Here is a 13,152-nt window from a genome sequence, read left to right as displayed (position 1 = left end):
AGCGTGCAGGCATGCGCGCGCTGACAGTTGAAGAGGCCCGGCAACGGGCAGCAGACCTTGCAGTCCGGTCCTACCGGGTCGACTTCGACCTGACCGGGCCAGGCGACACGTTCGTCACCACGAGCCGGATCCGGTTCGGCGCGGCGAGCGACTCGACCTGGGTGGACGTGAAGCCCGAGCGGTTGCTCGCGGTCGAGCTGAACGGCGACGCGCTCGACGTCGGCCTGCTCGCGGAGGGCCGCTTCCCGCTGTCCGGTCTGCAGGCCGAGAACGACCTCGTGGTGACTGCGGAGCTGAAGTACTCCGTGGACGGCGAGGGCCTGGTGCGGTCGGTGGACGCGGCCGACGGGCGGGTCTACACGTACGGGATGTCGTCGCTCGAGTCGGCGCCGCGGTACTACCCGTGCTTCGACCAGCCCGACCTCAAGGCGCCGTACACGGTGACGGTGAAGACGCCGGTGGACTGGGTTGTGCTGGGCAACGGCGCGGCGACGCAGGTCGCTCCGGGGCAGTGGGAGCTGGCCGAGACCAAGCCGCTGTCGTCGTACTTCGTCACCATCGTGGCCGGCCCGTACCACCTGATCCGCAGCGAGTACGACGGGATCCCGCTCGGGCTCGCCTGCCGGCAGTCGCTGAAGGAGCACCTGGAGCGGGACGCGGCGGACCTGTTCCGGACCACCGGGCAGGCGTTCGACGAGTACCACCGGATGTTCCGGCGCCGGTACCCGTTCGGCGAGTACTGGCAGGTGTTCGTGCCGGACTTCAACCTCGGCGCGATGGAGAACCCGGGCTGCGTGACGTTCGCGGACCACCTGGTCTTCCGCAGCAAGGTGACCGAGGCCGAGCGCAGCACCCGGGCGCGGATCGTCGTGCACGAGATGGCGCACATGTGGTTCGGCGACCTGGTCACGATGAAGTGGTGGAACGACATGTGGCTGAACGAGTCGTTCGCCGAGTACATGGCGCACCGGGTGTCCGAGCACGCCACCGACTACCAGGGCAACTGGACCGACTTCGGATTCGTCCGCAAGTGGTGGGGGATGCAGACCGACCAGAGCAGCTCGACCCACCCGGTCGCGCCGGACAGCCCGAAGGACGCGCGGCAGTCGCTGAACGACTTCGACGGCATCTCGTACGCCAAGGGCGCTGCCGTGCTCAAGCAGCTCGCGAAGTACCTCGGCGACGACGTGTTCCTGAAGGGCGTCAACGCCCATTTGGAGGCGCACGAGTACGGCAACGCCGACCTGCACGAGTTCATCGCCAAGCTGAATGAGGCCGGCGCCAGCGACCTGGACAGCTGGTCCGAGCAGTGGCTGCGGACCTCCGGTCTGGACACCATCACCGCCGAGCGGACGCCGGCCGGCGTCGTCCTGCGCCGGACCAGCCCGGACGGATCCCGCCGCCCGCACAAGCTGAGCGTCCGCGGGTACGACGAGACCGGCGCGTCCGGCACCGTCGACGCCATCCTCGACGGCGACACCGTGGAAGTTGCCCTGAGCAATCAGGTGGTGGTTCCGGACGCCGACGACGACACCTGGGCGAAGATCCGGCTCGACGCGACCAGCCTGGCGAACCTGCCCGCCGTACTGCCGACGATCGAGGACGGCGCCACCCGCGCAGTGATCTGGAACTCGGTCCGCGACGCCACGGCCGACGCCGAGCTGGACCCGCGGCAGGCGCTCGAGCTCTTCGCCACCGCGATCCAGCACGAGGACAGCGACATCGCGGTCGGCTCCCTGGTGCGTTGGCTGCAGGAGCGGGTGCTCGGCGGCTACCTTCCGTACGACGAGTCGCGCGCAGTCGTCGCCGATGCCCTGAGCAACAAGCTCGCAGCGACCGAGCCGGGCGGCAGCCTGCAACTCGCGACCGTGCGTGGCTTCATCGCGACCAGCGACGACGCCGGCCTCCTGCAGTCCTGGCTCGACGGCAAGCAGCTCCCGCCGGGGCTGGACATCGACGCCGATCTGCGCTGGGCGCTGGTCCTGAGGTTGGTCCGGCTGAATGCGCTCGGCGGCGACGCGATCGACGCCGAGCTGGCCCGCGACACCTCGACCGAAGGGGTCAACCACGCTGCCCGCTGCCGGTCCGCGCTGGCGGACGGCAAGGAGGCCGCGTGGACTCGGATCATGACCGATCCGGCGATCGGGGTGAAGGAGTTGCTGGCGGCGGCCGAGGGCTTCTGGCATCCCGGTCAGGCGGCGGTCACCGCGCCGTACGTGGACCGGTTCTTCACCGACATCCATCGGACCGCCGAGATCAGGGCCGGCATGGTGGTGGCGCTCGCCGCGCAGCGGATCATGCCGGAGTTCGTGATCGAGCCGGAGCTGCTGGCCCGTGCCGAGGTGCTGGCGGCGGACGAGACGGCTGCCCCGGGCATCCGGCGGCAGGCGGCTGACTTCGCCGACAACCTCCGGAAGGCGGTCACGGTACGACGCACCTTCGGCTAGCCTGACTACACAATGTGTCTCCCCGAGTCTGAGGAGTCACCGACTGCGTTGGTCCAGGATTCTCGCTGTCTCAGTGGACGGTGAGTCGCTCGGCGACGGCCTTCCGGGCCTGGTGGATCCGGGCCTTCACCGTGCCCAGCGGGACGTCGAGCTCGTCGGCGATCTCGGCGTACGAAAGGGCCCCGAGGTCGCGAAGGACCAGCGGTTGGACGAGCTGCGGGTGGCTCGACTCGAGGTTTTCCAGGGCCTCCAGCAGGTCCAGCCGTGAACCGGCGATCACCGACGTGGTGCGCGGGTCGACGGCCTCCGGCAGCACCTCGGCGGACTGCTCCACCGACCGCCGCTTGAGCGAGCGGTAGGTCTGCCGGGCCTGGTTGGTGGCCACGATCGTCACCCACCCCGCGAAGCTGCCGGTGCCCTTGAAGGTGTGGATCTTGTTCGCCACCTGGAGCAGGGTGTCCTGGACCGCCTCCTCGGCGTCCTCGTGGTACGGCAGGAACTTGGCCACCCGCCGCTGTACCTGCGGCCGGATCGCCTTCAGCAGTTCCGGTACCACCGATTGGTCCCCCGTCGCGGCGCGTGCCGCGAGTTGCTCCAACTCCTCGTTCATGCTCCCCCAGAGTGGTGTTCGCCTGACGGCCCGGCTGTGATCGACAATAGCCCGGATGGATGTCATCGGGAGGTACCGGCTGCAGGACAAGATCGGCGCAGGCGCGTTCGCGACCGTCTGGCGTGGGTTCGACGACGACCTCGACGTCGACGTGGCCGTCAAGGTCCTCGCGGACAACTGGGCGTCGCGCGCCGACGTGCGGGAGCGTTTCCTGTCCGAGGCGCGGCTGATGCGCCGGATCGCCAGCGACCGGGTGGTCCGGGTGTTCGACCTCGGCAAGCTCGACGACGGCCGCCCGTACTTCGTCATGGACTACATCGGCGGTGGCACGCTGGCCGACATCCTGCGGTTCGGGCCGCTGGAGCCGGCTGACGCATTGTGGTGGGGCGCCGATCTGGCCCGTGCGGTCGCGGCTCTTCATGGCGAGGGCGTCGTACACCGCGATGTCACCCCGGCGAACCTGCTGCTCCGGCCCAACCAGGGTGACGAGTCGGGCGGTGGAACCCACCGGATCGTGCTGGCCGACCTCGGCCTGGCCAAGCGGGCGGCGGAGGCCTCCGGACTGACCCAGGCTGTCGGGACGCCGTCGTACATGGCGCCCGAGCAGGGGCGGGGTGACGGTGGGTTCGACGAGCGGGCGGACATCTACGCGGTCGGCGCGGTGACGTACGCGCTGCTCACCGGGCATCCGCCGTACTCAGCCGGCTCGATCAGCGACGTGCTCAACCGGGATCCCGACCTGCCGCCGCCGAGCCTGCGGTCGACCCTGCACGACGCGGTCGGGCCGCTGGACGACGTGATGGCGCGGGCGCTCGCGTACCACGTCACCGACCGTTGGGAGCGGGCCGACACCCTCGCCGAGCGGCTGGAGGTGGAGGCGTACCGGCTCGAGCAGGAGGCGCCGCTACGCGCGATGGAGCGGACCCAAATCAGCGAAGAAGACGACGACCTCCCGACCACAGTCGCGACGGAGGCCCCTCCAGTACGGCGAAGCCGTCGCGGCCGAGCCTTGTTCCTGCTGGCCCTCCCGATCGTCTTCGTCCTCGCCGGCGCCGGCGGCTGGTACCTGTTCGGACGGTGAGACGCGGGGATCCGTCTCAGCGCTTGGCTGCTTAGAGTAGTTGCATGGCTACTCATCGCAGTATCCTGGCGCTCGGGGTTGCTGCGCTTCCGACACCAGCTACGACGATCCGGGTCTCACCTTGCAGGCCAAGATCAAGTGGAAGTTTCGTCACGATCACGGCGCCGGTCTCGTGTTTCCCGGACCCCAATCCGGCGCTCGCTCGAACCGTCGTTCGCTGACCCTTGCCCGCCGCTAGCCTGCGACCGGGTCAACCGAGAGGGTGGGAGTGCTGATGCGGACGAGTGGGCTCGTGGGTGTGGTGGTCGGGTCGCTGCTACTGGTCGGGTGTGGGTCGACCGAGCAGCGAGTCGCGACGTCGGGGAGTAGCCCGAGTGCAAGCAGTACGACGCCGTCCGCGACCACAGCCCCGTTGTCGCCCAAGGCGGAGTACCAGAAGAAGCTGACCCAGATGGACGTGCGGCTGTCGGTCGCGTACGAAGGTCTGGTCACGATCACGGACCCGAGCAAGCTGGGCGACAAGCGCTCGAACCTCAACCTGGCCGTGACGATGGAGACCCACACCATGACGGTCCTCCAGCCGCCCGCGGAGGCGGCGGCCGCGCACCGGGCGCTGCAGCAGGCGCTCACTGCCCTGAACACGTCGATGGGTAGCTTCGACGTCAAGTGCGCAGGCTTGGCGCTGACCGTGCAGGGGATCCAGCGGGGGATGGAAACCAAGCTGCGGCCGGCCCTCAACCAGCTGGCGAAGCTCGGCCTGCGGGCCGGTACCTTCCTGCCGAAGAAGTTGCCGCCGGCCCCTGTCATCACTCGCCCGGACAACGGGACCACGATCGTCCGCAGCGGCTCCCGGGGCGCCGGCAGGCTCCGCGTGGACAACGCCGGCACCGCCGATGTCGCGGTGTCGGTCGTCACCGGCGGCAAGCCGGCTTCGCCGCACGTGATGACGTACGTGCGAGCCGGCAAGGTAGCCACCGTGAGCGGGATCCGGGGCGGCTACCAGCTGTACTTCAAGTCCGGCGCCGACTGGAACCCGAAGACCCGCCAGTTCACCGACTCCTGCACCTTCCAGAAGTTCGACCAGCCGTTCCCCGCCAACCAGAGCTGGCAAATCAGCCTCAAACCAGTCATCGGCGGCAACGCCTCGACAAGCGAAGTCGACGGCTACTAGGCGGGTGGTGGCTGGCGGGGTTTGTGGTCGGTGGCGGGTTGCAGCACGTCAGCGGTGACATATCCCGCCAGCGGGGCACGCCCGCCGGGGTTTGCCCGGTATTTGGGCGGTTTCGTCCGCATCTTGGGCCCTTGGGAGTCCGGCGGGGGCTTGCGCAGGAAGTGGGGACCTGGGACAGGGTGTCTGCTGTTCAAGGGTCCCAGAGGCTGTTCAAGGCGCCGAATGCCGGCGAGTTGTTGCCTGCGGCAACTGCATGGTCTCGAAGGGACGGCGGATCAGTACGTCACGGTGATGCGCTGGGTGGCGGGGGTGATGGTGACCTGGCCGCCGTACGGGAGGACTTGCTGGGGGTCGGTGTGGCCTATGTCCAGGCCCTTTACGACCAGGGCGGAGGGGTTGTACTCGGTTAGGGCGCGGTCGACGGCGAGGTACTGGCCGGTGACGTAGGCGACGGCTTCGGCGGGGGTTGTGTGGTGGTCGAGGGCCCAGGACTTCGGGCGGCCCCAGAGGACTGCGTCGAAGCGTTCCAGTAGACCGCGTTCGCCGAAGTTGCGGAGGATTCGGTAGACCTGCTCCGCCGTCGGCATCTCCTCGCTGGTCTCCAGGAACAGCACGCCGTCGTAGGAGTCGACCGGTCGCATCCACCGGTTCGCGGACAGCTGCCAGTCGAGGATCTCGAGGCAGCCGCCCCACAGCCGCCCGCTGACCGGCTCTGAACCGCTCCAGGTCCACCCGGTGCCGTCGAACAGCTCCGGCTCGGTCTCCAGTACGGACGGGTCGGCCCAGTCGCGGTCGTGGTCGGTCCAGCCGGTGGCCGGGGTCAGGTCGAAGTCGCCCGGCGTGAACAGCGCGGCCCGCAGCGAGCGCTCGCTGTCCGGGTGCATCGCGCCGCCGCGGCCGAACTGCACCATCACGCTGCCGCCGTGGTACGCCGGCAACCCGTGGAAGTACAGGAAGTTGAGCAGGTTCGTGTTGTCGCTGTACCCGTAGAACGGCTTCGGGTTCGCGCGGAACACCTCCGGATCGAGGTGCTTCAGCACGGTGAGCTGGTCGTCGCCGCCGATACTCGCGATCACCGCGCGAATCGACGGATCCGACCAGGCTGCGTGCAGATCCGCCGCCCGCTGCTGCGGCGTCGTCCCGAGCTTGCGGGTGGTCGGATACTCGACCGGCTCCAGCTCCCAGGACCGCAGCCGCTGCAGCCCGAGCTCGTACGGCGCCGGGAAGAGCTCGGGCAGTCCACCGGACGGCGAGACGATCGCGACCCGGTCACCAGGCTGGACCATTCAGACTCCGATCGGGTGCCAGACGGTCTTCAGTTCCAGGTACTGCGTGAGGCGGGACAGCCCCGGAGACTCCGACCAGTCCTCCTCGGCGGGCCGCCGTACCCGCTTGAGGTTCTCCGCCGCGGCGGCCTCCAGGTCACGGGCCTCGTCGGCGTCCTCGATCCCGCACAGGTCGATCGCGTTGACGTCGAGGTGCGACGCCAGCCACGGGCCGATCTCGGACGCGGACCCGGTCAGGATGTTGACCACGCCACCCGGCAGGTCGGAGGTCGCCATCACCTCGCCGAGCGTGACGGCCGGCAACGGACGCTCGTACGACGAGACCGCGACGACCGTGTTGCCGGAGACGATCGCGGGCGCGATCACGCTGGTCAGGCCGAGCAGGCTGGAGTCCTGCGGTGCCAGCACCGCGATCACACCGGTTGCCTCAGGCAACGAGAAGTCGAAGTACGGGCCGGCCACCGGGTTGCTGGAGCCGACCACCTGGGCCAGCTTGTCGGCCCAGCCGGCGTACCAGACCCAGCGGTCGATGGACGCGTCGACGACCGCGCGCGCCTTGGCCGCCGACAGGCCCTCGGACGCGGCGACCTCGGAGCTGAACTGGTCGTGCCGGCCCTCCATCACCTCGGCGATCCGGTACAACACCTGGCCCCGGTTGTACGCCGTCTTGCCGGACCAGCCGCCGAACGCCTTCCGGGCCGCGACCACCGCGTCCCGGGCGTCCTTGCGGGAGGCTTGGGACGCGTTCGCGAGGAACCGGCCCTTGGCGTCGTTCACGACGTACGACCGTCCGGACTCGCTGCGCGGGAAGGCGCCGCCGACGTACAGCTTGTAGGTCTTGCGCACCGCGAGCCTCTGGTTGTCCTTAGTGGGCAAGGTAGGCCTCCAGACCGTGGCGACCGCCCTCGCGGCCGTAGCCCGACTCCTTGTAGCCGCCGAACGGCGAGGTCGGGTCGAAGCGGTTGAACGTGTTCGCCCAGACCACGCCGGCGCGCAGCTGGTTCGCCATCCACAGGATCCGGGAGCCCTTCTCGGTCCAGATCCCGGCGGACAGCCCGAACGGGGTGTTGTTCGCCTTCTCCACCGCCTCGGCCGGGGTCCGGAAGGTCAGCACCGACAGCACCGGGCCGAAGATCTCCTCGCGGGCGATCCGGTGCGCCTGCGACACCCCGGTGAAGACGGTCGGCGGGAACCAGTAGCCCTCGGCCGGCAGCTCGCACTCCGGCGACCAGCGCTCGGCGCCCTCGTCCTCACCGATCTGGGACAGCTCGCGGATCTTGGCCAGCTGGGCCGAGGAGTTGATCGCGCCGATGTCGGTGTTCTTGTCCAGCGGGTCGCCGACCCGCAGCGTGCTCATCCGGCGCTTCAGCCGGGCCAGCACCTCGTCGTACACGCTCTCCTGGACCAGCAACCGCGAACCCGCGCAGCAGACGTGGCCCTGGTTGAAGAAGATGCCGTTGACGATGCCCTCGATGGTCTGGTCGATCGGCGCGTCCTCGAAGACGATGTTCGCCGCCTTGCCGCCGAGTTCGAGCGTGATCTTCTTGTCCGAGCCCGCGACCGCCTTGGCGATCGAGCGGCCGACCTCGGTCGACCCGGTGAACGCGACCTTGTCCACGTCCGGGTGCTCGACCAGCGCCTGGCCGGTGCGCCCGGCGCCAGTGACGATGTTCACCACACCGGGCGGCAGGTCGGCCTGCTGGCAGATCTCCGCGAACGCCAGCGCGGTCAGCGGAGTCGTCTCGGCAGGCTTCAGTACGACGGTGTTGCCGGCTGCCAGCGCGGGCGCGATCTTCCAGGCCAGCATCAGCATCGGGAAGTTCCACGGGATCACCTGGCCGGCGACCCCCAGCGGCTGCGGGTCCTCGCCGGCGCCGGCGTACTCGAGCTTGTCGGCCCAGCCCGCGTAGTAGAAGAAGTGCGCGGCCACCAGCGGGATGTCGACGTCGCGCGACTCCCGGATCGGCTTGCCGTTGTCGAGCGACTCCAGCACGGCCAGCTCACGGGAGCGTTCCTGGATCAGCCGGGCGATCCGGAACAGGTATTTCGCCCGGTCCCGGCCGGCCATCGGGCCCCAGACCTTGTCGAACGCTTTACGGGCCGCCTTGACTGCTTTGTCGATGTCGGCCGGCCCGGCCTCGCTGACCTCGGCGAGCACCTCCTCCGACGCCGGGCTGACGGTCTTGAACGGCTTCCCGTCCGTCGCCTCGACGAACTGGCCGTTGACGAAGAGCCCGTACGACGACCTGATGTCGACGATGGCCCGTGACTCGGGAGCCGGTGCGTACTCGAATCTGCTCATGCCTCAGTCCAGCGTGAAGTAGTCGGGTCCGGGGTAGTGCCCGGTGGCCAGCTTGGTGCGTTGCATCAGCAGGTCGTTCAGCAGGCTGGACGCGCCGAAGCGGAACAGCTCCGGGTCCAGCCAGTCCGGTCCGGCCGTCTCGTTGACCGTGACCAGGTACTTGATCGCGTCCTTCGCGGTCCGGATCCCGCCGGCCGGCTTGACGCCGATGTGCAGGCCGGTGGCCTCGTGGTAGTCGCGGACCGCCTCGAGCATGATCAGCGTCACCGGCAGCGTGGCCGCGGGGGACACCTTGCCGGTCGAGGTCTTGATGAAGTCCGCGCCGGCCAGCATCGCCAGCCAGGACGCCCGCCGGACGTTGTCGTAGGTGACCAGCTCACCCGTCTCCAGGATGACCTTCAGGTGCGCGTCCCCGGCCGCCTCGCGGATCGCGGTGATCTCGTCGAAGACCATCGCGTACCGCCCGGACAGGAAGGCGCCGCGGTCGATCACCATGTCGACCTCGTCGGCGCCCGCGGCGACCGCGTCCTTGGTGTCCTGGACCTTGATCGCCAGGCTGGAACGCCCGCTGGGGAAGGCGGTTGCGACACTCGCCACGTTGATCCCCGAGCCCTGCAGCTCGCGCTTCGCGGTCGCCACCAGGTCCGGGTACACGCAGACCGCGGCGACCTGCGGGGTGCTCGGGTCGGCCGGATCGGGCCGGCGCGCCTTCGCGCACAGCGCCCGGACCTTGCCGGGAGTGTCCTGGCCCTCCAGCGTGGTCAGGTCGATCATCCGGATCGCCAGGTCGAGTGCATACGCCTTGGCGGTGGTCTTGATCGACCGGGTGCTCAGCGTGGCGGCCCTGGCCTCGGCGCCGACCTGGTCGACGCCCGGCAGGCCGAGCAGGAACCGGCGCAGCCGGTCCTCGGACGAGGTCACGTCGGCCAACGAGTCGACGCCGCTGTCGAGTGTGGTCACGTCCGGCAGTCTACGGCGACCAGATCACGATCCGTACTCCACTGTGGGGTGGGTGACCGGTCGCCGGTTACGTTGTGCGGGTGAAGCAGAAGCCGTCGGAGCGCGAGCAGTACCTGTCCACGTCGAACCGGATCACCGGGGTGATCGTGATGGTGATCGGCGCGGCCGGCCTGCTCGACATCGTGCTGGAGTGGCGGACCGTGACCGGTCTGCTGGTTGCCGCCGTGATCGGCCTGCTGATGATGCTCGCGTACGTCGGCCTGGTCCGGCCGTCGGTCACCCTCAGCCCCGACAACATCCTGCTGCGTAACCACCTCCGCGACCAAACGATCCCGTGGAACAAGGTCACCGGAGTCGACGTCACCGACATCCTCCGCGTGCACACCGCGGACTTCCGTTACCGCGCGCCCGGCGTCCAGGTCGTCATGCGTGATCTCCGCAAGCAGCGCGTCGGCGGCCGCAAGCTCTCCGACGACAGCTCGATCTCCCGGGCCGACTTCGTGGTGGACCGGATCGAGACCCATATGGAGCAGTACGGCAAGAAGGCCGAGGGGGAGATCGTCACCTCCTGGGCCCGTCCTGAGCTGGCTATCGTGGCTGTGCTGGCGGTCGTCGCCGTACTGGCCGCCCTGTTGCGCTGACCGGGGCGGGACGCAGATGCCACCGCTGTCCCGTCGCACGCTGATCCGCACCGGCGTGGCCGCGGCGGTCACCGGTGTCGCGACCGTGGCCGCGGTGGAGACCGGAGTGATCCCCGGTCGCGCTCGCGTGCACGACGTACTCGGGCTGACCGGGCCGGATGGCGTCGTACCCGATGTGCCTGGTGGGCCGGTCGAGTCGGGCACGTTCGAGTCGTTCGGACGCCGTACGACGGTGGGCTACAGCGTGATCTATCCCGACGGCTACGGGCCGTCCGCGGCGCTTCCCGTCGTACTCGTGCTGCATGGGCGTGGCGGCGACCACACGTCGGCGGTCAACGACCTCGGCATCGATCGCTACCTGACCGCCGCAGTGCAAGCCGGTACGCCGCCCTTCGCGCTGGCAACTGTGGACGGTGGGCGGGACACCTACTGGCATCGACGTTCCGGCGGTGAGGATCCCGGGTTCATGCTCGACCAGGAATTCCTTCCCCTGCTGGCGAAACTCGGCCTGGACACCTCGCGCTACGGCCTGCTCGGCTGGTCGATGGGCGGGTACGGCGCACTGCTCTGGGTCGCGCTGCACTACTGGCAGCGTCGTGTCCGGCCGGCCACCCGCGCGGTCGCGGTCGGTGCCCTCAGCCCGGCGCTCTGGCGTCGCTACGAGGACACCACACCCGGTGCGTTCGACGACCAGGGCGACTTCGAGATCAGCCAGGTGTTCGGCCGCAAGAGCGGGTTCCGGGATGTTGCCGTGCGCATCGATTGCGGCCGGGACGACCCGTTCGCCGAGGCCGCGGAGGACCTGCGGACCGAGCTCGGAGCGACCGGTGGTGTGCAGCTGGGCGCGCACACGGCCGGCTACTGGCGCCGCATGCTCCCTGACCAGCTGAGGTTTCTCGGCGCCCGAGTTGCCGATTAGCGGGAACTCCCGGTCCATTCGCGGCGTCAGAGCCCGTGTTCAGCCTGGGATGGCCCCCTGCGCACTCCAGGATGTGCACGACAGGTCCCTAATTCTCGAGAGTGGAGATCATGCTCAACCTCTCCCGCAGCACCCTGCGTGGTCTGACCGGCGTCGCCGCCGTCACCGCCCTCGCAGCCTTCGCAGTACCGAACGCGCACGCCGTGCCGGCCGCGAACCCGTCCTACCCGGCCCTGCCGCAGCCGGCCGAGACCCCGAACCAGGTGGTCGGCACCCCGCCGGCGGGCGAGGGCCTGACGACCATGGCGTCCTCGCCGACGACCATCGTCCGCTACAACCGGCTCTACAGCACCCCGGCGATCACGCCGTCGAAGTGCAAAGAGGTCAACGTCTCACTGCGCACCCAGGCGGGCGTGGCGTCGTACGCCACCCAACTCTGGACCTGCATGTACGCGGCTTGGGCCGTTCCGCTGAAGGCAGCCGGCGCGGCATACAAGGTGAAGCCGAAGCTGTCCGTGCACAGCGGCACCAAGATCGCCACCGACTGCGGGACCGTCAACAACACCACTGGCTACTACTGCAGCGGGCGTGGCGGTGTCATCTACATCCCGGCCGCCTACATCATGCAGACCTGGGGCCAGAACCCGACGTACGCGCGGGCGTGGCTGACCCAGATGATGTCGCACGAGTACGGTCACCACGTGCAGTTCCTGACCGGCATCCTGAACGCGTCCTGGACGCGTCAGCTGTCGTTCACCACCAACTCCGCGCGGCTCGAGGAGAGCCGTCGCCGTGAGCTGCAGGCTTCCTGCCTGGGCGCGGCCTACGTCGGCGCGAACAAGCGGTACTACCCGATGGCCGGCGGCCTGCTGACGCAGTACAACTACCTGATCAGCCACATGGGCGACCAGCCGGGCGGCGTCCGCGACCACGGCTCGCCCAAGAACCACGCGTTCTGGTCGACCGCGGGCTTCAACGCGAGGCACACCTACACCGTCGCGGGCAACTGCAACACGTTCAACGCGTCGTCGACGTACGTCGCCTGACCCGCTGGACGTTCTAACGTAACTCAGCCGCCTGGTACGCGTTGGCGTACCGGGCGGCTGTTGCGTTTTGCCGACACGTGCACGATCTGCGATCGTGTGGTTACTTGTTTCGGGCTCGCACGCCTTACAGTTCTGAGTCGAGCAGTCTCACGGCAGGAGTCAAGGACAGTGAACTACGACGAGTTCAACACCGAGTACGCCAAGGTGCTGGACAAGATCAAGAGCGGCAGGTGCAGCTGGTCCGAGCTGTCCGGTCACGTCTCGCGGCTGCGTCAGGCGACCGCGGGGATCACCGTGCCGGTGGAGCGGACCCAGGTCGACCACGACCTGGCGGCGCTGAGCCAGATGGTCGACATGTCGCGGCGGACCAACGACAAGGAAGACGTCTGGACGGTCACGTCCGAGGCGATCCGCCGGGCCAGCAGCCAGGAGGGCTCGGTCGCGGACCGGATCGCCCGGATCGACGCGAGCATCGCCGAGATCGCCAACCTGGCGAACCGGAACCCGGACGAGCGCGACGCGCTGATGCAGTCGACCAGCACGCTGCGCATCCTGCACTCGTCGCTGCAGGCGTCGCTCCGCGCCGAACAAGCCGAAGCCGCGGCGGCCGCCGCCCGCTGATCCTCGTTCCGGGAAGCTACCCGCCAGGTGCTCCCGGTACGTCGAACGTCAGCCGCTGACCCTGGACG

General features: G+C 69.0%; 12 protein-coding genes. 7 read left to right on the top strand and 5 right to left on the bottom strand.

Going from position 1 to position 13,152, the window contains the following annotated elements:
* Nucleotides 1-11 precede the first annotated feature (11 nt).
* Nucleotides 12-2,447: an aminopeptidase N gene (pepN, locus tag ACIBL3_RS26725; RefSeq protein ID WP_396356314.1), complete on the top strand. Its 2,436-nt coding sequence runs from the start codon at nucleotides 12-14 to the stop codon at nucleotides 2,445-2,447.
* Between the two features lie 70 nt (nucleotides 2,448-2,517).
* Here the strand turns inward: pepN and ACIBL3_RS26720 are convergent, their stop codons facing one another.
* Complete coding sequence (locus ACIBL3_RS26720; protein WP_396356313.1) at nucleotides 2,518-3,057, bottom strand: RNA polymerase sigma factor; 540 nt, start codon at nucleotides 3,055-3,057, stop codon at nucleotides 2,518-2,520.
* A gap of 55 nt (nucleotides 3,058-3,112) precedes the next feature.
* Here ACIBL3_RS26720 and ACIBL3_RS26715 point away from each other — a divergent pair, with 55 nt between their 5' ends.
* Entirely contained in the window at nucleotides 3,113-4,138 is a 1,026-nt protein-coding gene (locus ACIBL3_RS26715) for a serine/threonine-protein kinase (protein ID WP_396356312.1), read from the top strand.
* Between the two features lie 274 nt (nucleotides 4,139-4,412).
* Nucleotides 4,413-5,309 carry a hypothetical protein gene (locus ACIBL3_RS26710; protein WP_396356311.1) on the top strand — a complete coding sequence of 299 codons (897 nt, stop codon included), beginning with the start codon at nucleotides 4,413-4,415 and terminating at the stop codon, nucleotides 5,307-5,309.
* Nucleotides 5,310-5,584: 275 nt separating this feature from the next.
* Here ACIBL3_RS26710 and ACIBL3_RS26705 read toward each other — a convergent pair whose 3' ends face one another.
* The 4 genes from ACIBL3_RS26705 to deoC are packed head-to-tail and all read right to left on the bottom strand — an operon-like array spanning nucleotide 5,585 to nucleotide 9,857.
* Nucleotides 5,585-6,595, bottom strand: a complete 1,011-nt coding sequence (locus ACIBL3_RS26705) for a S66 peptidase family protein (RefSeq protein WP_396356310.1) — start codon at nucleotides 6,593-6,595, stop codon at nucleotides 5,585-5,587.
* Complete coding sequence (locus ACIBL3_RS26700; protein WP_396356309.1) at nucleotides 6,596-7,471, bottom strand: aldehyde dehydrogenase family protein; 876 nt, start codon at nucleotides 7,469-7,471, stop codon at nucleotides 6,596-6,598.
* Nucleotides 7,461-8,897 (bottom strand): aldehyde dehydrogenase family protein, encoded by a 1,437-nt coding sequence (locus ACIBL3_RS26695; protein WP_396356308.1) that lies wholly within the window; start codon nucleotides 8,895-8,897, stop codon nucleotides 7,461-7,463. The genes ACIBL3_RS26700 and ACIBL3_RS26695 overlap by 11 nt, the downstream gene beginning before the upstream one ends.
* A 3-nt stretch (nucleotides 8,898-8,900) precedes the next feature.
* Nucleotides 8,901-9,857: a deoxyribose-phosphate aldolase gene (deoC, locus tag ACIBL3_RS26690; protein ID WP_396356307.1), complete on the bottom strand. Its 957-nt coding sequence runs from the start codon at nucleotides 9,855-9,857 to the stop codon at nucleotides 8,901-8,903.
* Nucleotides 9,858-9,937: 80 nt separating this feature from the next.
* Between deoC and ACIBL3_RS26685 the strand changes: the two genes are divergently transcribed.
* The 4 genes from ACIBL3_RS26685 to ACIBL3_RS26670 all read left to right on the top strand — a co-directional run bounded on the left by ACIBL3_RS26685 (nucleotide 9,938) and on the right by ACIBL3_RS26670 (nucleotide 13,084).
* Nucleotides 9,938-10,498: a PH domain-containing protein gene (locus ACIBL3_RS26685; protein WP_396356306.1), complete on the top strand. Its 561-nt coding sequence runs from the start codon at nucleotides 9,938-9,940 to the stop codon at nucleotides 10,496-10,498.
* A 16-nt stretch (nucleotides 10,499-10,514) separates the two neighbouring features.
* Nucleotides 10,515-11,417, top strand: a complete 903-nt coding sequence (locus ACIBL3_RS26680; protein WP_396356305.1) for an alpha/beta hydrolase — start codon at nucleotides 10,515-10,517, stop codon at nucleotides 11,415-11,417.
* A gap of 110 nt (nucleotides 11,418-11,527) precedes the next feature.
* Nucleotides 11,528-12,463, top strand: a complete 936-nt coding sequence (locus tag ACIBL3_RS26675) for a neutral zinc metallopeptidase (protein ID WP_396356304.1) — start codon at nucleotides 11,528-11,530, stop codon at nucleotides 12,461-12,463.
* A 168-nt stretch (nucleotides 12,464-12,631) separates the two neighbouring features.
* On the top strand, nucleotides 12,632-13,084 hold the full coding sequence (locus tag ACIBL3_RS26670) for a hypothetical protein (protein ID WP_396356303.1): 453 nt from the start codon (nucleotides 12,632-12,634) through the stop codon (nucleotides 13,082-13,084).
* The last annotated feature ends 68 nt before the right edge of the window (nucleotides 13,085-13,152 follow it).

Origin of the sequence: Kribbella sp. NPDC050124 (genome assembly GCF_044460355.1) — a bacterium.
In the GTDB taxonomy this organism is placed as follows: Bacteria; Actinomycetota; Actinomycetes; order Propionibacteriales; family Kribbellaceae; genus Kribbella.
The sequence above is the reverse complement of the archived record's forward strand: the minus strand, read 5'-3'. Positions and strand labels throughout refer to the sequence as shown.